At 68.0% G+C, this 20,927-nt stretch carries 22 protein-coding genes; 6 read left to right on the top strand and 16 right to left on the bottom strand.

The features are described from left to right. Nucleotides 1-64: 64 nt before the first annotated feature. Both QRN16_RS13625 and QRN16_RS13620 read right to left on the bottom strand, forming a co-directional pair. Entirely contained in the window at nucleotides 65-703 is a 639-nt protein-coding gene (locus QRN16_RS13625; RefSeq protein WP_285187435.1) for a DUF6226 family protein, read from the bottom strand. A 1-nt stretch (nucleotide 704) separates the two neighbouring features. Continuing rightward, the gene (locus QRN16_RS13620) at nucleotides 705-1,208 is read right to left on the bottom strand and encodes a hypothetical protein (RefSeq protein WP_285187433.1); all 504 of its coding nucleotides are present in this window, start codon (nucleotides 1,206-1,208) and stop codon (nucleotides 705-707) included. Nucleotides 1,209-1,284: 76 nt separating this feature from the next. On the opposite strand from QRN16_RS13620, the gene QRN16_RS13615 reads away from it, so the two are divergent. After that, on the top strand, nucleotides 1,285-1,641 hold the full coding sequence (locus QRN16_RS13615; protein WP_285187431.1) for a hypothetical protein: 357 nt from the start codon (nucleotides 1,285-1,287) through the stop codon (nucleotides 1,639-1,641). A 3-nt stretch (nucleotides 1,642-1,644) separates the two neighbouring features. Here the strand turns inward: QRN16_RS13615 and QRN16_RS13610 are convergent, their stop codons facing one another. Genes QRN16_RS13610 through QRN16_RS13595 form a run of 4 tightly spaced genes read right to left on the bottom strand, consistent with a single transcriptional unit; the run spans nucleotide 1,645 to nucleotide 5,642 of the window. Then, nucleotides 1,645-2,241 (bottom strand): DUF6461 domain-containing protein, encoded by a 597-nt coding sequence (locus QRN16_RS13610; protein ID WP_285187429.1) that lies wholly within the window; start codon nucleotides 2,239-2,241, stop codon nucleotides 1,645-1,647. Between the two features lie 56 nt (nucleotides 2,242-2,297). Next, nucleotides 2,298-2,999 carry a TetR/AcrR family transcriptional regulator gene (locus tag QRN16_RS13605; protein ID WP_285187427.1) on the bottom strand — a complete coding sequence of 234 codons (702 nt, stop codon included), beginning with the start codon at nucleotides 2,997-2,999 and terminating at the stop codon, nucleotides 2,298-2,300. A 14-nt stretch (nucleotides 3,000-3,013) separates the two neighbouring features. Beyond that, the gene (locus tag QRN16_RS13600; protein WP_285187425.1) at nucleotides 3,014-4,666 is read right to left on the bottom strand and encodes an FAD-dependent oxidoreductase; all 1,653 of its coding nucleotides are present in this window, start codon (nucleotides 4,664-4,666) and stop codon (nucleotides 3,014-3,016) included. A gap of 4 nt (nucleotides 4,667-4,670) precedes the next feature. Further along, the gene (locus QRN16_RS13595) at nucleotides 4,671-5,642 is read right to left on the bottom strand and encodes an AurF N-oxygenase family protein (protein WP_056443859.1); all 972 of its coding nucleotides are present in this window, start codon (nucleotides 5,640-5,642) and stop codon (nucleotides 4,671-4,673) included. 376 nt (nucleotides 5,643-6,018) lie between these two features. Between QRN16_RS13595 and QRN16_RS13590 the strand changes: the two genes are divergently transcribed. Continuing rightward, nucleotides 6,019-7,692, top strand: a complete 1,674-nt coding sequence (locus QRN16_RS13590) for an EAL domain-containing protein (RefSeq protein WP_285187424.1) — start codon at nucleotides 6,019-6,021, stop codon at nucleotides 7,690-7,692. A gap of 17 nt (nucleotides 7,693-7,709) precedes the next feature. Further along, entirely contained in the window at nucleotides 7,710-8,522 is an 813-nt protein-coding gene (locus QRN16_RS13585; RefSeq protein ID WP_285187421.1) for an SDR family oxidoreductase, read from the top strand. 37 nt (nucleotides 8,523-8,559) lie between these two features. On the opposite strand, the gene QRN16_RS13580 is transcribed toward QRN16_RS13585, so the two are convergent. Next, complete coding sequence (locus QRN16_RS13580; protein WP_285187419.1) at nucleotides 8,560-9,741, bottom strand: RtcB family protein; 1,182 nt, start codon at nucleotides 9,739-9,741, stop codon at nucleotides 8,560-8,562. Nucleotides 9,742-9,821: 80 nt separating this feature from the next. On the opposite strand from QRN16_RS13580, the gene QRN16_RS13575 reads away from it, so the two are divergent. Next, the gene (locus tag QRN16_RS13575; protein WP_285187418.1) at nucleotides 9,822-10,463 is read left to right on the top strand and encodes a class I SAM-dependent methyltransferase; all 642 of its coding nucleotides are present in this window, start codon (nucleotides 9,822-9,824) and stop codon (nucleotides 10,461-10,463) included. Between the two features lie 6 nt (nucleotides 10,464-10,469). Further along, on the top strand, nucleotides 10,470-11,426 hold the full coding sequence (locus tag QRN16_RS13570; RefSeq protein WP_285187416.1) for a type IV toxin-antitoxin system AbiEi family antitoxin domain-containing protein: 957 nt from the start codon (nucleotides 10,470-10,472) through the stop codon (nucleotides 11,424-11,426). Nucleotides 11,427-11,466: 40 nt separating this feature from the next. On the opposite strand, the gene QRN16_RS13565 is transcribed toward QRN16_RS13570, so the two are convergent. The 9 genes from QRN16_RS13565 to QRN16_RS13525 form a co-directional block, all read right to left on the bottom strand. Then, the gene (locus tag QRN16_RS13565) at nucleotides 11,467-12,474 is read right to left on the bottom strand and encodes a FecCD family ABC transporter permease (protein WP_222638817.1); all 1,008 of its coding nucleotides are present in this window, start codon (nucleotides 12,472-12,474) and stop codon (nucleotides 11,467-11,469) included. Continuing rightward, a complete protein-coding gene (locus tag QRN16_RS13560) occupies nucleotides 12,471-13,493 on the bottom strand; it encodes an ABC transporter substrate-binding protein (protein WP_222633104.1) in 1,023 nt (340 codons plus the stop codon). The genes QRN16_RS13565 and QRN16_RS13560 overlap by 4 nt, the downstream gene beginning before the upstream one ends. Before the next feature lie 171 nt (nucleotides 13,494-13,664). Continuing rightward, complete coding sequence (locus QRN16_RS13555; RefSeq protein ID WP_285187412.1) at nucleotides 13,665-13,832, bottom strand: hypothetical protein; 168 nt, start codon at nucleotides 13,830-13,832, stop codon at nucleotides 13,665-13,667. 99 nt (nucleotides 13,833-13,931) lie between these two features. Further along, nucleotides 13,932-14,090 carry a hypothetical protein gene (locus QRN16_RS13550; protein ID WP_155957071.1) on the bottom strand — a complete coding sequence of 53 codons (159 nt, stop codon included), beginning with the start codon at nucleotides 14,088-14,090 and terminating at the stop codon, nucleotides 13,932-13,934. A 70-nt stretch (nucleotides 14,091-14,160) separates the two neighbouring features. Further along, complete coding sequence (locus QRN16_RS13545; RefSeq protein WP_285187410.1) at nucleotides 14,161-16,185, bottom strand: CocE/NonD family hydrolase; 2,025 nt, start codon at nucleotides 16,183-16,185, stop codon at nucleotides 14,161-14,163. Between the two features lie 83 nt (nucleotides 16,186-16,268). Beyond that, the gene (locus QRN16_RS13540; RefSeq protein WP_285187409.1) at nucleotides 16,269-17,567 is read right to left on the bottom strand and encodes a hypothetical protein; all 1,299 of its coding nucleotides are present in this window, start codon (nucleotides 17,565-17,567) and stop codon (nucleotides 16,269-16,271) included. Next, entirely contained in the window at nucleotides 17,564-17,974 is a 411-nt protein-coding gene (locus QRN16_RS13535) for a hypothetical protein (protein ID WP_285187407.1), read from the bottom strand. The genes QRN16_RS13540 and QRN16_RS13535 overlap by 4 nt, the downstream gene beginning before the upstream one ends. Before the next feature lie 32 nt (nucleotides 17,975-18,006). Next, nucleotides 18,007-18,195, bottom strand: a complete 189-nt coding sequence (locus QRN16_RS13530) for a hypothetical protein (protein ID WP_222638821.1) — start codon at nucleotides 18,193-18,195, stop codon at nucleotides 18,007-18,009. Continuing rightward, complete coding sequence (locus QRN16_RS13525) at nucleotides 18,192-20,027, bottom strand: hypothetical protein (RefSeq protein ID WP_285187406.1); 1,836 nt, start codon at nucleotides 20,025-20,027, stop codon at nucleotides 18,192-18,194. Before QRN16_RS13525 ends, QRN16_RS13530 begins: the two co-directional genes overlap by 4 nt. 195 nt (nucleotides 20,028-20,222) lie before the next feature. Between QRN16_RS13525 and QRN16_RS13520 the strand changes: the two genes are divergently transcribed. Next, entirely contained in the window at nucleotides 20,223-20,906 is a 684-nt protein-coding gene (locus QRN16_RS13520; protein ID WP_051613494.1) for a TIGR00266 family protein, read from the top strand. Nucleotides 20,907-20,927: the final 21 nt, after the last annotated feature.

The raw sequence follows: 20,927 nt of genomic DNA, 5'->3' as shown, positions 1-20,927 counted from the left end.
GTCCTCTCGGCCTTTGTCAGCAGATACCCGCACGCCGGGCTGTGACACATGGGGCCTGGTGCGATCACGGTCGCGGTGGCCAGGCGGCCCAGCCGTCAGGCAGTGCACGGAGAATGGGATCCGCAGCGTCGAGACGCGCTGCGGGGATATCGCCGGCGCCGGTCCGCCCCGAGCTCGCGCCGTCGGGAAAGGTGAATGCGTACCCGACCATCGGACGGAGCCCGCGCTTCACACTCTCCCGATAGTTGCCGTTCACGACCGCGAACACCTGACGCTCGAGGCCGTCGGCTTCGTCCTGCCAGGTCGAGTCGCACGCGTCGCACCCGCAGCTCGGGAAGTAGAAGTCGTGCAGCAGACCAGCGTGCACTGCGATCCCCGGGTACGGGGTGAACACCAGCGTCAGAGGTGCGCACGTCGACGCGTTCGGCCGAACGCGGACTCCCCGAACCACGTCACGATTCGGACGAATCAAGTCCGCCACCGCCTCCGGACCCTCGTCGATCTCGACGTCGTAGGTGTCGCGTAGGTGCTCGATGAGGGCATCCGCGATCACATGAAGTGGCGCATAGCGTTCGGGGTGTTCGGTCACGGAATACGCACTCTCCGGCGGAGAGTCGGCCCACAGGTTTCCGTACTCGATCTTCCGGCCGTCGGAGTCGCGGAACACCTGCTCGTCGATCGTCGGTCGTACATACGAACTCACGTCAGTCGTCCTCTCTCGCTGCGAGCAGTCCGATCGGCGCTACTGCCCGGTCGGTGCGGGGATCGCGCCATACTGCCTCGCCGTCGACGACCGTCGGCCACAGCAGACGCTTCTCTTCGACGGGCCACTCGACCCACGGCGGGTACCCCGCGAGTTCGGTCTGCACGATGTCCGCGATGACGACGGTCGCCTCCGCGAGGGACAGATCCATGTGCAGGTCAACCGTGTACCGCGCGATACCGAGCGTCCTCTCGTCGACGTTGCTCGCCTTCAGGCGTGGGCGAGGGCCGCTGGAGTTCACACCGAGTCCGACGACACCCGTCTCGTGGAGCGAGAGGGTCCACCGAAGTCTGTCGAGGTCCAGGTGCGCACCGGACCGGCGCCAGTGCAGGTCCGACCCCACTGCGACACACGCGTCGACCATCTGGGTGGGCGCACCCATTCCGGAGTCGGGGATCAGCGGAAACGTCCATTCGTCGACGTACTCGAGATCGGGGACCCACATCGGTCCAGTGTGGCAAGCATTCCGGTGCTCGGAAAACTGTTTTTCACGATCCCCTCGACACCGTACGGTTCGGTGCATGGACGAGGTCGTGACCCGACGGAAGAACCAACCACCGCCCCGTCATGTGGTCTTCGACGATCTCGCGCATCCGGGTCGAGAGACCAGACGACCGTGGTTGCACCTGCTCGACGACGAGACGCTTCCGCGCGTCATCGCGACCGAGTCGCCGTCGCTGGTCGTGTGGTCGTCGCTCTGGCCGGCGAGACCCGATGCTCTCATTCGATTCGACCTGGCCGACGATGGCGCTGGGACGAACCTCCGGTGGACCTTGCTTCTCGACCCACCGCGCCCGGACGACGACGCCGTTCGTGGCTTGCGCAAGCGCATCGACAGGCTGATCAATGGCAACCTTCGCCATACCTACGGCCAGTAGCACTCAGGCGAATCGACAGATCAAGAACTGCGACTCCGACATGAGCCGATAAGTGAGCCGCGCACCAGTTATCGCTTCGCACAGCGCAAATGACGACGCAAGGTAGTTCGCGTCGAGGGCTGGATCGTCCTCGGGCCCGCGATCGAGGTCGAAGCCACCAACCTGTTCCATCAGTGGCAACACCGCATCAGGATCGTTGCCCTGGCGGGAGTCCGCGAACATGTGCTCGAACATGGTCACCGACGCTCCGTCACGATAGAACCGGAAGTGACTGGCAGCGAGGTTGCCGTCGACGCTGACCGCGACTCGGCCAGTCGACAGGCTTTGCTTCGCGTCGTCGTCGAGGTAGCCATAGGGTTCGTACAGAACGACCGACTCGCCGACTTGGAGTACACCGCCGATCAGATCTCGGCCGTTGTCCCAGGCAAGATCACAGAGCGCGCCCAAGTCGCCTGTGCTCGACTCGGTGACTGCCGGAAGTCCTGCGAGAACGTCGTCCACAGTGGCAGGCGAGAACACCGACAGGCAGAATCCTTCGTCGAGCAGGTAAGGGTCGTCGACGGTGATCCACGCGTAATCAGCGGAGCGCACGTTCGTCATTGCTGCAATCTACGTCGCAACCGAGGTCAGTTGCAGTCGGCACACGCGGCCGCGGCCTAGTTGGCGTCCAGCACCCGCTCCAGCGGCACGTTCGGGATCGTGATCCCCCGCGACGCGCCGAGGCCCGTGATCTGCAGCCAGATGGTGTCGGCGAGGAAGGCAGCGAACGTGTCGAGATCGACCGAATCCTCCTGTGCGCGCCACGTTCTCACCGCGCCGACGCAGCCGGAGATGAGGCTGGACACCCACGGTCCGACCAGGCGCAGGTCCTCGTCGCCCAGGTCGGCGTCGACGAGAGCGAGGAATCCGCCGACGGCCACCTCGATCTTCTCGGCGACGCGGGCGATGGTGCTCTGCAGCGGTGATTCGGACAATCCGGTGACGTTCTGCTCGATGACGTACGTCCAGGTGGGATGGGCCACCACCCAGCGCACGTACGAGTCGACCACCCGTTGCACCACCGAGCGTGGCAGACCCTCGAGTGTCACCGACGCCGTCAGGGTGTGTTCCAGCTGCTCACAGATGGTGCGCTGGATGGCGACGTCGAGGTCAGCCCTGTCGGCGAAGTAACGGTAGATGCCGGTGCGATGGATGCGCGCCTCGTCGGCGATCTGCTGCGCCGTGACCCACTCCCCCGGATGCACGCCCCGCTCGAGCACGTCGAGGGCAGCGGCGATCACCTGACGGCGGCGGTCGGCGTTGTGCTGATCCCACCGTCGCCTCCGGCCGTCACCGGAGGTGGTGCGCTCGGTGCTCATCGCACCGAAGCATCTCACGTACGCAGTAGTCTCCGCGGAGCCCTGACGTTCACACGTGCCGCGACGGCCTCCTGATCGAGCCGATCGACGATCTTCACGCGCGGCCGACCGTTCCGTCGACCGAGAGCGAGCTCCTCCGCATCCAGCCGGCGCCATGCCGCCAGGTCACCCGCCCGCGGGATCGCCGCTGCGATCAACTCGTCGGGCGTGTGGTGCGGCTCGGTGATGTCGGAGTCCAGGTGGTCGAGCACCGCCTCCACCGTCTCCTGCGCGCAGGTCTTGTTCGTGCCGATGAAGCCGCGCGGACCGCGCTTGATCCACCCGACGACGAACACACCCGGCGCCACCCGCCCGCGATCGTTCGGCACGGTGCCCGTGCGCTCATCGAACGGGAGCCCGGGCAGACCGACACCGCGGAAGCCGACCGACCGCACCACCAGGCCGGCGTCGAGGACGTACTCGTCGGACGTCGGGACGGCGACGACGGCACCGTCAGCACCCTCGACCAGGTCGTTCCGGGCGACGCGGACGCCGCTCACCCGGCCGTCCTCTCCCAGGATCTCCACCGGCGACACCGCGAACGTGAGCACGATGCGACGGCGCGTGGCGTCTGTCGATCGCGGCCGAGCAGCCAGCTCCGCGAGCAGGCGACTCCGCTGATCGTCACCCTGCAGCTGCGCGGGATCCGCCTCGACGATGACATCGACATCGGTGAGCGCTGCGAGACCCATCAGCTCGGGCACGGTGAAGGCCGCGTCGGCCGGTCCGCGTCGGCCGAGGATCTGCACCTCTCGGATCTGAGAACCCCGCAGCTGGTCGAGAGCGTGCGGCGCGATGTCCGTTCTCTCCGATAGCCATTCGGTGTCGCGGGTGAGCATGCGCGCGACGTCGAGGGCGACGTTGCCGTTGCCGACGACGACGGCGCGCTCGTGATCGAGCGTGACGGCGGCGTCCCGATGGTCGGGATGGCCGTTGTACCAGCCGACGACGTCGGTGGCCGCCACGGAGCCCGTCAGGTTCTCACCGGGAATGCCGAGCAAGCGGTCGGACGACGCGCCGACGGCGAACACCACCGCGTGATAGACCGACTGCAGTTGCGCCACAGTGACAGTCGTTCCCACCTCGGCGCCCAGCACGTAGCGGAAGCCGGGCTCGTTCTCGATCGCCTCGAAGAGGTCGGTGACCTTCTTGGTGGTCGCGTGGTCGGGTGCGACGCCGTGCCGCACCAGGCCGTGCGGAGTGTGGAGCTTGTCGTAGACGTCGACCGACGCCACCTCGGGATGCTTGAGCAGCTCGTCCGCGGTATACAGCCCGGCCGGCCCGGCACCGATCACCGCGACGCGGAACGGGCCACCGCGGCGCAGACGTCGTTGCGGCGCAACGAGAGCCAGCGGAGTGCGGTCCGCGTGCGGAGACCGCTCGAAGTACTCCGCGTTGAGGGCCGCGTACGGAGCGGTCTCGATGGTCAGCTTCGTGTCGGGGACGATCGCGCCCACCGGGCACGCCGTCACACAGGCACTGCATCCCACGCATGTCGCCGGGTCGATGAACAGCATGTCTGTGGTCCCGAACCCGGGCTCACCCGGCGCGGGGTGGATGCAGTTGACCGGGCACGCGAGGACGCAGGACGCGTCGGCGCAGCACGTCCCGGTGACGACGTGGGGCATCGAATCAGGCCGCGGCGGAGGCGGGCTCGCTGCGGAACCGCGACGGGCGTCCGTCGATACGCAGACTCGTCCACAGACGCTTCGAGACGCGGTTCATCAGCCCCATGTCCTCCGACAGCTTGCGGACGTCACCGAACATGTCGCGCAACGTCTTCGCAGAGGCGTCGTTGTCCCACCACACCTCACGCACTACCTCGCGCGGGATTCCGAGCTCGCGCTGCACCTGCTTGCTGGGCTTCATGATGACGTCGCACAGCACGCGCATGATGATCGGCGTCGCAATGGACATCGCGAACCGCTGACGTCGGGACAGCTTGGGCGCGCGGTGCTCCAGGTACTGGTGCGCGAAGCCGATGTGTCGCGCCTCCTCGGCGACGTGGATCTGCATGATGCGAGTCATCAACGGGTGCTGCGATGCACCGGCGCGGAGGATCGACTTCTGGGCGTGGTCGATGGGCTCCTCACCGGCCAGCACTCCGACGAAGAAGCCGAACGGGAGCGGGCCCGCGAAGAGGGGAAGGAGAGGGCCGGCCTTGCGGAACCACCTCGGGCCACCGGGCACGGCGACACCGATCCGGTTCACCAGCTCCTGGAACATCTGGGTGTGGTGGCACTCCTCCGTCGCCTCGTGCGTGGAGTAGCGGAACTCCGGCGAGCCGTTCGGGAGCCGCAGCGCGTAGTTCATGATGCCGGCGATGAGTACCTGCTCGAACTGCAGACCCACCTTGAGGATATTGGCCTGCCGGTACATGCCGACCGCGATCTGCCGATCCAGAGGGAGCGACCGGTACCACTCGGTGTTGCCCAGCGGATCGGCTGCCGGGAGCACCCAGCGGGGATCGTCGGCCACGATCGCGTAGTGCGGATCGTCCCAGGGGATGTCGAGGAAGGCATCGAAGTGCTGGTGAACGGACGCTTCGGACAGGGTGCGCAGCGTCTGCTCGTACTCGGAGCGCGTGTCGGATGTGATCGTCATGGCGTGAACCTCCGTGAGTGCCGGGCCGACTTGGTGCGACAGGCTGTTGCAGTAAAAGTTACTGCAACTCGGTGTACCACGCAAGCAGTGAGCCGTCGCGAATTGGTACAACGAACGTTGTCATCATGGCCGAAATCAGGCCATTCTCGGTTGTTGCATTCACTCGGCATCTATTCTTCGATCATCGGGTACCGTTTGCCCGTCCTTGCGAACCGCAGCTCCGAATACCGGGAACTCGACCTGTCCTTCTCCTCACTGCCGCATCGTTCGTCGGGGGTCGACGCGGCTCGACGAACGAGAGTGTGTGTTGCCCGTACGTCCGATCCCGACCGCTGACCACGCCGCGGCACGCCTCGAGTACCCGAGCGTGCCTGCGATGCGTCTCGTCGTGTTGACGCTGGTCATCATCGTGGGCCTGGCCGGGATCACCTGGGGTCTGTCACCGCAGTTCGACAGGACGTCCTTCGTCATCGTCGCCGTGGCGGCGCTGACCACTCTTCCGTCCGCGTTGCTCATCTACCTCTACGGGCGAAATCTCCGCTACTCGATTCCTTTCGTCGTCTACGCAGATATCGGCATCACCGTCGTTCTGTTCGCCTCCCGGTCGCCGTTCGACGCCCTTCCCGGCGTCGTCCTGCTGATGCTGGTGTCGTTGTTCGCGGGCGTGTACGTCTCCGGGCGGATCCTGACGGCCCAGCTGGCCTTCGCCGCGGCGATCCTCGTCGTGCTGTCCGTGCTCTCGGTACACGACGGTGTCTCCGGGTGGATTGTTCTCTCGCGTGCGCTCACCCTGCTCACTGCGATCATCGTGCCGATCCTGCTCAAGATGCACGTCGACTTCCTCACCGACAAGCTCGAGAACAGCCGACGCGACAGCGTCAGCGGCCTGCTCAACCGACGCGGCCTCGACGGCGCCGTCGCCCGGTTCGATGTTCCCCGCGGAGTCGAGCAGACCCTGGGCGCGGCCGTCGTCCATCTCCGGGACTTCGTGCAGATCGAGCGACGCCTCGGCCGCGCCACGAGCCACGACCTGGTCGCCGAGACATCGAGTCTCCTCACGGACGCGTTTCCCGACGCCATCGTGGCCCGGACCCAACCGAGCGAATTCGCCTGTGTCTGGCTCGGTTCCGCGGACGACGTGGCCGAGCGGCTCGCCGCGGCGCGCGCCCTGGTGGAGTCGACCCGCCTGCGCAGCGCCACCGTCAGCATGACGTGCACCAGTTCCACCGTGCCGGTCGACTACCGCACCACCGTGACCGTCGCGCTCGGCAAGACCCTCACCGCCGCCGCGTTCCTGCAGTACGGCGACGCCGTGGCTCCGCGCAGCAACCACCACGTCGCCGAGCTGATCGCCGACGGCGGGCCCGCCATCGTCTTCCAACCCGTATTGTCGGTGTCGACGGGTCGGGTCATGGGCTACGAAGCGTTGTCCCGCTTTCCTTCCGGGCACGGCACCACCCAGAGCTGGTTCCTCGACGCGGCCGCCGACGGCCTGCAGATCCCGCTGGAGCTCGCTGCTGTCCGACGCGCCGTCGCGGCGTCCCGAGACCTCCCGACCGACGTCTTCCTCGCCGTCAACGTCTCGGCGACCACCATCGTCGCCACCGACCTGGTGCCGATCCTCGACGAGGCCGCCGAGTGCCGACGCGTCGTCGTCGAGATCACCGAGCACGACCTGGTCAGCGACTACACCGCACTCGGCGCCGCCCTCGATCATCTGCGCGACGAGGGCCTGTCCATCTCCGTCGACGACGTCGGGGCCGGCTACTCCGGTCTCCGTCAGCTCGTCGAGATCAAGCCCGACGTCCTCAAGCTCGACGCCTCGATCGTCCGCGGCATCGACACCGACCCCATGCGCCGCGCCGCCGCCAGCGCCCTCACCACCTTCGCGGCCGCCATCGGTGCGGAATGCGTGTACGAGGGCATCGAGACGCCGCAGGAGCTGGAGTCGGCGCGCAGCCTCGGTGCCGACATGGTGCAAGGGTTCCTGCTGGGGCGCCCCACCTCCACTCCGATCCTGAGACGTCAGAACGGCATGAACGCCCTCTGAGCGGGTATGGCCCGGCCATGACGACACCAGGTTCCGACTTCGTTCCCCGCACCGCCGTCGTGACCGGCGGCGACTCCGGCATCGGCCGCGCGGTGGCCGTCGCGTTGGCCGGCGGCGGCCTCGACGTCGGGGTGACCTACAACCTCGACCGCGAGGGCGCCGAGGCCACCGTCGCGGAGATCCGCGCGCTCGGGTGCAGCGGGTTCAGTGCCCACATGGACCTGACCGACCTCCCGGGCGCCCCGTTCGCCGTCGACTCGCTGGCCAGTGAGCTCGGCGGAATCGACGTGCTGGTGAACTGCTCCGGCACAGGCACCGCCACCTCGTTCCTCGACCTTGACTTCGACTCGTGGCGCACGGTGCTGTCGGTCGACGTCGACGGGGCGTTCCTGTGTGGCCAGCACGCCGCACGGCTGATGGTGGAGCAGGGCCACGGCGGGCGCATCGTCAATGTCACCAGCGTGCACGAACACCTGCCCAAGGTCGGTGCGGCACCGTACTGCGCCGCGAAGGCCGGTCTCGGCGGACTGACGCAGGTGATGGCGATCGAGCTCGCGCAGTACGGCATCACCGTCAATTCGGTTGCACCGGGCGAGATCTCGACACCGATGACCGGTCAGACCGACGAGAACCCCGAGAGCAACCCCCGGCCGGGTGTCCCGCTCGGGCGTACCGGCGACGCACGGGAGATCGCCTCCGTCGTCGCGTTCCTCGCCGGCCCGACGTCGTCGTACATGACGGGCGCCTCCCTCGTCGTGGACGGCGGCATGGCCCTGATGGGGCCGCAGGCCGTCCAGTTCGTGAAGGACGACGCCTGGCGGAGCGTGTGACGTCCGATGGCCCTGCACTGCAGGGCCATCGGGGTCGTCAGGTGCCCTTGACGTTCATGATCTGGCGGAGCTCGTGGAGCACCGTGACCAGATCGCGAGCATCCTCCATCACCACGTCGATGGACTTGTAGGCATCGGGGATCTCGTCGATGAACTCGGCCGAGTCCCGGTACTCGATCCCCACCATCCGCTCACGCAGGTCGTCCTGCGTGTAGCGCTTGCGCGCCTCGGCACGGGAGAACCGCCGACCCGCACCGTGCGGAGCCGAGTGCAGACCGCTCGCGCTGCCCTTGCCCTCGACGACGTACGACCGCGTTCCCATGCTGCCCGGAATGATGGCCCGCACACCCTCGGCCGCGTGAACTGCGCCCTTACGGGTGAGCCACACGTCCTTGCCGGCATGCTTCTCCGGCCGGGTGTAGTTGTGGTGACAGTTGATTCGATCCGACTCGACACTCGTGTCGGTACCGGCCCGATGCGCGAACTGGTGCAGGAACCGATCCATCATCTCCGCCCGGTTGAGGTACGCGAACCGCTGCGCCCACGTCAGATCCGCGATGTACCGATCGAACTCGGGCGTGCCCTGGGCCAGGTACGCGAGGTCACGGTCGGGCAGCTGGATCCACCACTTCTCGCACATCTTCTGCGCGATCGCGATGTGCTTCTTGGCGATCTTGTTGCCCACCCCTCGCGAACCCGAGTGCAGAAACAGCCACACCCGGTCCCGCTCGTCGAGACACAGCTCGATGAAGTGGTTGCCACCACCGAGAGACCCCAGCTGCTGACGCCACTTCGGCGAGTGCGACAGGTCCACCCCGCTCTTCTCGGCCAGTTCCTCGAGCTCCGCGATCTTGGCAGCGGTGAACTCGAAGCGGTCGAGGTGCCCGTTGTAGTTGCCGGGCGAGAGGGGGATGACGCGCTCGACGTCCTGACGCAGCTGCGCCAGGTCGAGGTCCGTGATGTCGCTGTGAGTCAGCGTCGTCTCGACGCCGATCATCCCGCACCCGATGTCGACGCCGACCGCGGCGGGGATGACCGCGCGCAGTGTCGGAATGACCGTGCCCACAGCGCTTCCCATTCCGGGGTGCGCATCGGGCATCAGGGCGACATGGGGGTGGATGAACGGCATGGCCGCGGTGCGACGCGCCTGCTCCAACGTGGCGTCCTCGATGGCCGAGGCCCAGTTGAGCAGCCGCGTTCCCGCGCCTGTCGGTGGCATGGTGATCTCCTTCGTTGTCGGTGAGTCAGTGACGGTACGAGGTGTGGGTACCTCGGTGCCAGGCAATTACGCTGTCTCGCATGCACTCGGAGTACGACGCGATCGCCCCGGACTACGCGGCCGCCTTCGCCGACGAGCTCGGCTCGCGCCCCTTCGACCGCGGGTTCCTGTCGTCGTTCGCTCGCTCGGTACGGTCCTCGCGCGGCACGACGGTGCTCGACGCCGGGTGCGGGCCCGGCCAGGCGGCACGCGAGCTCGCGGGTGCCGGCCTCGACGTCCTAGGCCTCGACGCGTCGCGCGGCATGATCGCCGCAGCATCGGGGCCGGCCTCCTGGGTGGTGGGCGACATGACCGCGCTCCCCCTGGCCGACGGTTCTGTTCACGGCGTGTGCGCCTGGTACTCGATCGTGCACACCCCCACCGCCGATCTGCCCGCTCTGTTCGCCGAGTTCCGCCGCGTCACCGTCCCGGACGGCTGGCTGCTGCTGGCGTTCCAGACCGCAGCACCCACCCGCGAGCTGCGCACCGCGTTCGGGCGGGACGTGCACCTCGACTACCTCCGCCACGACGTCGACGAGGTGCAGTCGCTGCTCATCGACAGCGGATACGTGCTGCACCGAGACGCCGTGCGATCCGCTCACGGCACGGAGACGGCGGCGCAGGCGTTCGTCGTCGCGCGGGCACGCGATCACCTCGTGGAGCCGCCGCCGCGCGGGTGTTGATCGAGGATGTCAGACCCCGGAATCCGGGGTTCCGATTCCACTGTTCCTGCGGGGATCCCCGGTGGGCCCACGCCCGTCCAACAGTGCGTGAACGAACTGGACAGATTCGCTGGTCGGCACGACGGCGTCATCAGCCGGGCGCAGGCCCTCGCACTGGGGCTGTCGTCCACTGCGCTCGAACGCCGCGTGTCCGCAGGTCGCTGGACCCGCATGGCGTCGGGCATCTACATGCCGGCAGGTCAACCGGTCACCCAGCAGGCGATGGTGCGCATCGCGGTGCTCCGATGCGGTCGCGGAGCACTGGCGAGTGGGCCCACCGCCGCATGGTGGCTCGGCCTGCTCGAGCGGCCGCCCGCCCACTCCTGGGTGACCATTCCGCGTGCTCGGCGCTACCTCGATCGGTCGGTCACCGTGCGACGACGCGACGTTCCTGCAGTCGACGTGGCGGTGGCCCGTGATCTCCGCGTCACCGGCCTCGCTCTGACTGTGCTGGAGACCGCCGTGATCCTGGAGGAGGCACGGCCCGGCGACGGAACCCAGTTCCTCGACCGCGCACTGCAGACCCGCACATCACTGGACCGGCTGCAGAGTGCCCACGCTCGCAACCCCGGACGTGTCGGCAGCCCTCGCGCCGCGGCGATGCTCGTGCACGCGGCGACCGGCGGCGAATCCGAGGCGGAGCGAATCTTCCTTCGACTGCTGCGCACCTTTCGCATCACGGGATGGGAGTGCGCCGTGCGATCGTGCGGCTACGTGATCGACGTGGCCTTCGTCGACCGACGGGTGGCGATCGAGATCGACGGCTGGGCGTATCACCGCACGGCCGAGCGCATGGCCCACGACGCGGTGCGTCAGAACGCGCTCGTGAACGACGGCTGGACGGTGCTCCGGTTCACCTACCACCGGCTGATTCGAGAGCCCGATGCCGTGATCGCCGAAGTTCGTCGGGCACTGCGTCGATAGTGGAAACGGCGCCCCGGATTCCGGGGTCCAGATTCCACGATCAGCGTTTTCCACGCAACAGGATGATCGCAAACGCCGGCACACCCACCAGCGCCGTCACGACCCCCACCGGAATCTCCTGCGGTGCGAAGACGCTGCGCGCCAGGGTGTCCGCCCACACCATGAACACGGCACCGATCGCCATGGACACCGGCAGCACGCGGTGATGGGCGGTGCCGACGAGGATGCGAGCCGCGTGCGGGATGACCAGCCCGACGAACCCGATGGCTCCCGCCGACGCCACGATGGTCGCGGTCATCAGTGCAGTGACTCCGAGCAGGACGACGGACAGGCGGAGCATCGAGACACCGAGCGCGCGGGCCGTGTCCGATCCCAGCGTGACCGCGTCGAGCGACGGCGCCGCCACCACGCACGCCACCGCCCCGATCCCGACGGCGCCGGCGCACACCGCGACATCGCTCCACCCGGCACCGGCGAGCGAGCCCAGCAACCAGAACAGCACCCCGCGCGTCTGCTCGGCGTCGGCGGAGGACAGCACGATGAACGAGGTGAGGGCCGAGAACAACTGCGTACCAGCCACTCCCGCCAGAATCACCGGCCCTGTCCCACCGCCCGCGCCGGTGGCCAGCATCATCACCAGCACGAAGGACACGAGAGCACCGACGAAGGCGCCGGTCGACAGCGACAGTGCGCCCGCACCCACACCGAGCACCGCCACCGACACCGCGCCCGTCGAGGCACCGGACGAGATGCCGAGAACGAACGGATCCGCCAAGCGGTTACGCAGCAGCGACTGCATGATCGCGCCGCACAGCGCCAGGCCGCACCCGCAGATGGCCGCGAGAAGTGCACGGGGTAGCCGCAGTTCCCAGACGATGCCGTCCTGGATGCGGCTGACGTCCGCCGGCGGGCCACCGAGATGCGCGACGACGACGGCGACCACGTCGGGCACCGTCACGTTCGCCGGGCCCAGCGCGATGGACACCGCCACCGACGCGACGACCGCCAGCAGCGTGGCCACGACCGCCAATGCCGGTCGCACCCTCACCCGTTCGACCACTCCTGCAGTGCCGCAGCCACTTTCTCGATACCGTCGATGGTCCGGATCGACGGATTGAGGTCGGCACCGTTCACGACGATGTAGCGCTTGTCGATCACCGCCTGCATGCGACTCGTCACCGGGTTGCTCTCGAGGAATGCGATCTTGCTCGCCAGCGCGTCACCGTCGATGCTGCGCCGGCTGAGGTCGGCCAGCACGAGTGCGGAGGGGTTGCGGTCGGCGACACTCTCCCAACTCACCTGCGGCCATTCGTCCTTCGTGTCCGCGAAGACGTTGCGCACGCCCACCGCGTTCGAGATGACACCGGACGCTCCGCAGCACCCGGCCATGTAGGGGGCGGTGGTGTCGGCGAACCAGTACGCGAGCGACGCCTCCGACACCGGCGTGGATGCCGCGTCGTAGCGCGTTCGCAGCTCGTCGACGAGGGCATCCCCTCGGTCGCGGACATCGAAGATCGCCGCAAGATCGCGCACCTCCTCGAACACCGTCTCGATGCTCAGTGGCTCGTCCCGGGCACCGTCAGCGTTGACGCTGGTGGCCGACTTACCGATGCAGTCGGTCGGCGACAGGTACGTCGGGACGCCGAGGGCATCGAACCGGTCGCGGTCCGCGACTCCACCCTCTCCCAGCGTTCCGCCGAACGACGCGGTGACCAGATCGGGCTCGGTGTCCAGCACCACCTCGAGCGAGGGCTTGTTGTCCGCCAGCCGAGGAACCTGCGCGTCGGCGTCCGCGAGGTCGGCCCGTACCGGGTCCGTCCAGGTGGCGGTACCGACCATCCGATCTTCCAGCCCGAGGGACAGCAGGATCTCGGTGGATCCCTGGTTGAGGGAGACGGCGCGCTGCGGCGGCGCGTCGATGGTGACGGTGCGGCCGCAGTTCTCGAGGGTGACGGGATAGGTGCTTCCGGCCTCGGCCGCAGCCGTCGTGGTCGGGCCGGTGGAGCATCCTGTGGCGAGGAGGCCGACTGTCGTGACGACAGCGGCGATCGCGAGGCGTGGGGTCATGTTCGGTTGTGCCGTCCTGCTGGGAGCCCGTGCGCGGAGCTTCGAGGGTGGTGCCGGACAGCAAGCGATCGGACTTCGAGCCGAAGCTCGTCACCGTTGCGCGCCAGTCCCGGAATCGCACCGGGTTCCCTCGCTGAACGACTGTTCGAGGGTCACTCTAACGGTCGGTCGTCAGGCCGCCGAGTCGCGGCGGTGTTCGAGAGTCGACTCCTGCCGACGCGCGTCGCGCTCGTCGCGCTCCGCCTTGCGGACGGCGCGACCGATCCAGACACCGATGAGGACCGCCATGAGAAGCCACGCGACCGCGATGCCGACCACGAGCATCCAGCCCGTGGTCACGAGCGGGTCCCGAGGTGGTGCGGTGTCGTCACGACGAGTTTTCGTCACGGCCATTCGCGAGGATTGCCGTGCTCGATCACAATCCGATCTCGGTCCCCATCACCTCGTGGGAGCGAGTGGCGCGTCACCGTCGACGTCGTGTGCATGCTCTACGTCTTCCTCGACGTCGGCCACATGGATGGCATGGCCGACTCGGACGCCGAGAACGACCGACACCACCATCCAGACGGCCACGAAGCCGATGACGAACCACCACATGTCACGAAGTGTTCCACCGATACCGGCGACCGAACCGCCTGCGAGGACGCGACATGGTCACGGTATCCGCTCAGTTCACATACGGAATGTTCACGAAGCTGGGGTTCGCGGGGTCGAGTTGCACGTGCTGGGGTGCCAGCGCGGAGTCGACGAGCATCGGCCCCAGTGGCAGGTAGCGCGGCACGCTGGCGGCGTAGACGTCGATGCGGATGCGGTGGCCCGGCGCGATCACGGCATCCGTGGGGAGCAGGTTGATGTCCACCGTGGTCGGGACGCCGGGCACAAGTGGTTGCCTGCTGGCCAAGGTCAGCGCGGGCTTGGCGTCGATGTAGTCACCGTTGGCGGAGCGGGTGCTCTTGCCCTCGTCGATCTGGCGCAGCGACGCGGTGAGAGCGCCGTGGCTGATCGGGGTGGACGTGCCGTCCGGCGCGACGTCGTTCATCGTCGCGGCCCAGAAGCCGTCGGGCCGATCGAGCACCGTGTTGAGATGCAGGTTGGTGGCACCTGAGATCTGGGTGGGCCTCTCGGCCGGCGCGCTGGTGAACGTCAGCGCCTCGGCCTCGTTGAACCGGGAGTCCTTCGTGCACACGGACCCCAGGATCGCCGCCGCACCCGCAGTACCGACCGCGGCGTCGCGAGAACAGACCCCGCGCAGCCCGGGAGCAACGGTGAGGCGCGCGGTGTCGGACGTCGGCGACGAGGACAGCGTGCCGTCATGGAGGCTGTGCCCGGCGGTGCCGCTGGGGGCGGCGGAGAGGTAGGTGCGCTGCGACTGCGCTCCGGCTCGGGGGAACTGATCGGTGGTGGTCCACCCGCCGCCCTGCTGGAACAGCGTCACGGGGCCGTACTTCTCGACACCGTTGTCGACGCCCTTCAGCCAATGGTCGAACCACGCGCGTTCGAGTGCATCGAGTCGCGGCGGGTTGCCCGGGCGTCCGAAGCCCGCACCCGGATTGACGTGGTAGCCGTCGCCCATGATCAGCTGCTTGCGTCCGGGCGCGACCGGTATGTCGTTGTAGATGCGCGGCTCGCTGTTGGTGAAGATGTCGTGCCAGCCGCCGTAGACCATGGTGGGTACCTCGATCTGCGACAGATCCGCCGAACGGTCGGCGTAGAACTCGCCGTCCTGCGCGACACCGAGTGTCTCGGGCCGGATGTCGGCAATGGTCGGCGCCGTGAAAGCGTTGGCGAGTTCGGGAATCAGGATCGCCGGATCAGCCAATCGATCGGCGAGCCACCGAGTGTCGAACTGGCCCTGCAGGATCGACTGCACGTTCGGGACGAACTTCAGCACGTTGACCAACGTGAGCCACAGCGGCATGAACCCGACACCCAACGCGCCGCCGGTACCCACGATGTCGCGCAGCAGGTCGTTGCCGGGCTCGACCGGGAAGATGGCCTTCAGCGCCGGCGGACGCAGCGCCGCGGCCTGCACGGAGTTGATGGCCGAGTAGGAGATGCCCGACATGCCGACCTGACCGTCCGACCAGGACTGCCGTGAGGTCCAGTCGATGATCTCCGCCGAATCCTGTTGCTCGCGTGGACCCAACACGTCCCATGCGCCCTGCGAGAACCCGGTGCCGCGGGCGTCGACGACCACCTGGGCGTAGCCGTTCTGGACGAGGTTCCGGTTGACGGCGAAGATGCGCAGGCCCCCGCCGTCGACCGCCTGCGTGAGATCGGTGATGCCGTCGAACGGCGTACCGGCGAAGTTCAGGCTCGCCAGGAAGTCGAGCACCGGCTCGCTCACCCCGGGGATCTGCTGGATCGAGTCGATCAGGTTGCCCACGAGCTTGGTGTACGGCGTGATGTTCAGGACGGTCGGGAGGTCGGTCTCCACCGGGCGACCGGACGCATCGGCGGGCCGGTAGATGTTGGCCTGCAACACTGTTCCGTCACTCATCGTGATGGGGACGTCCCAGTCGATGGCCACCTGCGGGTAGTGCGGCGGCGCATCGGCCGCGGCGGTCCAGGCGACGGCGTCCGCGCCGCCGGTGGGATCCGCCGCGGCCGGCACCGCGGTACCGGATGCGACGAGGAGGGCGACGAGAACGCCCGAGATGACCGTGGAACGACGCCGCACACGAGCCCCCATGCTCTGATCGGCACCCTCCCCTGTGATGGGCGCCACTAACCTACCGGACGGTAACCTACGGTCACGGAAAGGTCAACGACCATTCATGCGCCGAACAACAAGAAGAGACCGAGGAAGGTGTACAGCACCATCACCAGCATCAGTGCCAGTTCACCGAGCAGCGCATCCTTCTTCGGTAGGAGCCGCAGAGCCGCGTCGTGCGCCAGTGTCACTCCGACGATGTGCCCGATCACCACGCACAGCACCGTGATCGACGCGACCACCGACGGGTGCGAGGACAACGCGTAGTTCACCGACGCGTCCGCGATGCCGAGCGGATTCCATCCTCGGTCGAACGGATCGAACAACGTGAAGACGCTCTGCTGACCTTTCTCCACGAGATAGGTGAGGTAATGGGCGAAGAAGTACCCGACGACGATCGGGATCAGCGAGTGCGCCAGCAAGCCGGGCAACTGCGCGCGACGCTCCCTCGTCACACCGCCGCTGGTGCGCGCCGCGAGCCAGAACACGGTGCCCACCAGTGCGACACACGCCAGCACGCCGGCCGTGCGGATCAGCACCGGGTCACCGAGGTCACGCGCGAACGACTTCCAACTCGGCGTCTGCGCCAGCGAGTCGAACGCGGTGGAGCCGAGCAGCGTGGCCGTCACGGCGACGGTTCCGCGTCGTACGGGGAGGGTGGCGGCACCGTCGAGCGGGTTACGCAGCACGAGGGCGCGGGACTCCCTGTCGCGCGCCAGGATCGACAACCGCGCCACGGTGTCGCTGAACACCTCGAACGGATCCGCGCGCGCGAACCATTCCTCGCCGAAGATCAGGGCGCCGCCGAGCAGGATCACCACGTACAGCAGACACCAGGTACGCACGGCGGCAACCGAACCGGGATCACTCGACGCCAGTTCGAGCCACACGAAGGCCAGTAGGCCCAGCACCGCCGGGACCACCCCGATGCCGTCGGGCAGGGCCCGCGGCCGGCCGTGCGGCAGAACGCGATACAGCGCGCGGACCGGGGACACGGTACGCCACACCGGCCCGAAGACCAGCGATGCCGGGACCAGCCCGACCCACACCAGCACGTAGAACACGCCGAGCAGCGCGTTGGATGCGTCCTGCGGACCCAGCACCGACGCCGCACCGACCCACACGGCCAGCGCCACCGACGCGGCGCCGACGACGCCCCGGAACGCGGCAGCGTCCACGAGTCGCGCCAGCGGCGTCCGGACCAGGTGTCGATCGGGCGCCAGACGCGGAGTCTTCCACGCCAACAACAGGACCGCGAAGGACGCTGCCAGCGCCCAGGCACCGCCGATGAGGGCGTACGTCACCGGGATCGGCAGGTCGGTCGACCCGCCGAGACCGTGCGCGAGGAGCTCGCTGCTCACGACCGGACGAGCACCGTCGCCACGGTGACGTCGGCCTCGTGCAACTCGATGTCGACCGAGCCCGGCACGTCGACCGTGAAGCGGAACTGCTGATCGTCACCGACCGCCACCGGGAAGCTGTGCTCCGGAACGGAATGCACGTGGATCTCGTCCTCCGCGTCGCTGGACACGGTCACGAGGATCTCCTCGCCGACCCTGCCCTCGAGGCGCTGGTCGACCGGGGTGACCTCACCGCCCGCGATGGAGACGTCGAGCGTGGTGGTGGGCGTGATGCGTGGGACGTCGGACGCCGCTACGGACGTGGCCGGTGTCGAGGAGACCTGCTCGGGCGTCGCCTCGGTCTCCGGCTCCGCCTGCGAGCACCCCGCCAGCGCCAAGGCCGCCAGCCCGACTACCACTGCGCGCATGCCGATTGCCGACCGGCCTCCGGCCTTCCCGCTCACTCCGTGCCCTCCCTCTCGTTCGCATCCTTCAGGTCGTTCTCGGCGTTCTCCGCCCGCTCGGCCCGCCGGTCACGCACGACGATGACGATCACCACGAGAGCGATGAGCACTGCGGGGATGACGGCCGGAAGTGCCAGCACGACAGAATGATCCGCGAGGTAGATCACGTTCGGATCGGGCGTCATACGCGACTGCGCTCCTTGCTGCCCTTCGTCGCGGTGTTGCCGGGGGTGGCCAGGCTGATGCGCGCGGCGCCCCAGGACAGCGACCAGATGAGGGCCAGCGAGCAGGCCAGCACCACGAGGCACGCCGCCGTGAACAGCCATGCCGGGTGGTCGAACGAGCGCTCGCGCTGCAGCAGCTTGGTCTCGTACTGGAATTCGCGGGTGAACTCGGTGGTCGCGGGGACCTCCTCGGCGCCGATGCCCTCGTCCGCCGCCATGAAGATGGGCGCACCGGCCATGGTGCGGCCGTCCTGGATGCGCAGGAACGTCTTCCACGTCCCGTCGACCGGCATCGCACGCGTGGAGCGGTACTCACCCGGGCCGGTGCGCTCGAGGTTGTCGACGACGAGTCCGTGCAGCGAGTCGCCTGCGCCCTGCCAGGCGAGGATGGAGACCCACTCGGGATCGTCGGACACCAGGTCGCTCGGGTCGATGCTCACCGTGGCGGTGACCATGCGGAAGCCGTCCTCGCGGGGAGCGTCGGTGAGACTCACGGTCGCGCTCGCGCCCTGCGGAACGTCGATCATCAAGCCGTTGGCGACGCTGCCGCCGAGCACCAGCACCATCGCGACGACGACGGAACGCCGGACGGCGGGACGCGGGAGTCCGTCACCGCTGAGCGCCTGCGCGAAGAGACCCGCGGTGAGACCGACGACGAGGCCGGCGGGGATGCAGGTGGCGAGCGCCTCGACCCACATGCTGTTCGGCCACGGGTAGAGGAAGACGGCGTCGACCCACATGGACTCCAGGTACAGGCCGACGGTGCCCACGGCGACACCGGTGACGGCACCGAACAGGAGGCGGCGGTGGACGAGAGTGGTCAGACCCATGATCTCGACGACCACGGCCATGCCCAGGTAGAGCGTGAACACGCTGTGCGGCTCACCGAGGACGGGACCGACGATCAGCGCGGTGACCTCGCGGATCACCGCGGCGAACGCGACGGCGAACAGAGCGGATCCGCGGCCCACCATGAGGCGGGCGGCGATGAGCGCGAAGGCACCGGCAGCCGTCATGAGCAGCGGTTGGAAGACGAGCCGGAACTGTTCGACGCCGAAGTCGTACTCGATCTGGAAGACGGACAGGCCGATGACGAGACCACCGAAGGCGGAGCTGCGCATGAACCAGGTGATGATCGAGCGCTTGCGCGAGTCGACGGCCTGCGCCGGGTCCGCCTTCGTCTCGCCGTCGGGCTCACCGCCGGTGGCGGCGGTGGTCACGGCGGTGGAGGCCATCGCGACGCGCCCCTCGTGCTCGAGCAGCAGCACGCCGACGAGCGAGAGCCCGGCGCCGCCGATGAGCATGAGGTGCGTCGGTCCCCACAGCGTCACGTCCTGGCCGAACATGCGGTGCCAGATGTCGTCGAGCGGGAAGCCGATGAGCGCGTACAGGCCCGAACCGGCGATGAGCAGCCCGCCGGTGGGGGCGTACCAGGTCCGGGTGATCTTGATGGCTGCCGGACCGGGCTTCTCGTCGCGCGGCAGGATGATCGCCAGCGCACCGGCGATGAACAGGAAGAACAGGCCCACCAGGATGAAGTAGTGCGCCGGGTTGGCCAACGGGCCCTCGTCGCGACCACGTCCGATGTGCAGGCTGACGTCCCAGATGAAGCCGAAGAACGCGGTGAGGATCGTCGAGATGAACATGACGAGCGGCAGCGCCACCCACCCGGGGCGGTGCAGCTTCTCGCCCGCGTAGTCCGCGAGGCGCTGCAGCCACGTGATGCGCCTCGTCCGGTGCATCACGGCCAGATACAGCAGGAACAGCGAGATGACACCGGCTGCCGCGGTCATGCCGAAGACCTGATCGAGCGCGGCGCCGCCACCGGCCGGCGCCTGTGCGATCAGGTTACTCGAGGTAACACCTACATTGTTCACGCATCGGATTATGTCTGTAACCGGGCGTCAACACCAGAGCTACCCGAAAGTAATTTCTCGGGCACTCTCACGTGCCGCGCGCGGCGGTCGTCGCTGCTCTATCGTCTGCGCATGGACGTCGAACTCCGGCACAACCCCTCCAACACCGTCGCCCGATGCCGCCTCGCGCCACGGGAATCGCTGAACACCGAGGGCGGGGCGATGCTCGCGTGTTCGGCCGGTGTGGACATCCGCAGCAGCACCCCGGGCGGATTCCTCGGCGGACTCAAACGCAGCGCGCTGAGCGCCGGATCCTTCTACGTCACCACGTACACGGCACCGGACCAGGGCGGCTGGGTCGACCTGGCCGGCAAGCTCCCCGGCGACGTCATCACCGTCGACGTCGCCGACGGGCAGGAGTGGTTCGTGGGCCACGGTTCGTGGCTCGGCAACTCCCCCGACGTCACCGTCGACCCGCAGTTCGGCGGAATGAAGCAGATGTTCGGCGGCCAGGGCGCCTTCGGCTACAAGGCGTCGGGACGCGGGCACGTGCTGCTGGGTGTGTACGGCGCCATCGACGTCATGGACCTCGGTCCCGGGGAACGCGTCACCATCGACACCGGTCACGTGGTGGCGTACCACCTCGCGATGACGTTCGACGTGCGTCGAGCGGTACAGGGGAAGACGATGCAGACGCTGAAGTCCGGCGAGGGGCTGGTGTTCGACTTCACCGGTCCGGGCCGCGTCCTGCTGCAGACCAGGAACCCTCGCGAACTCGAACGGCTCATCGACGAGAACCGGCCACGCTCGAGCTGATCGTGGAACTCAGACCCCGGA

The sequence above is a fragment of the Rhodococcus sp. MEB041 genome (genome assembly GCF_030208955.1).
Lineage (GTDB): Bacteria > Actinomycetota > Actinomycetes > Mycobacteriales > Mycobacteriaceae > Rhodococcoides.
This window is presented reverse-complemented; position numbering and strand designations above follow the sequence as displayed.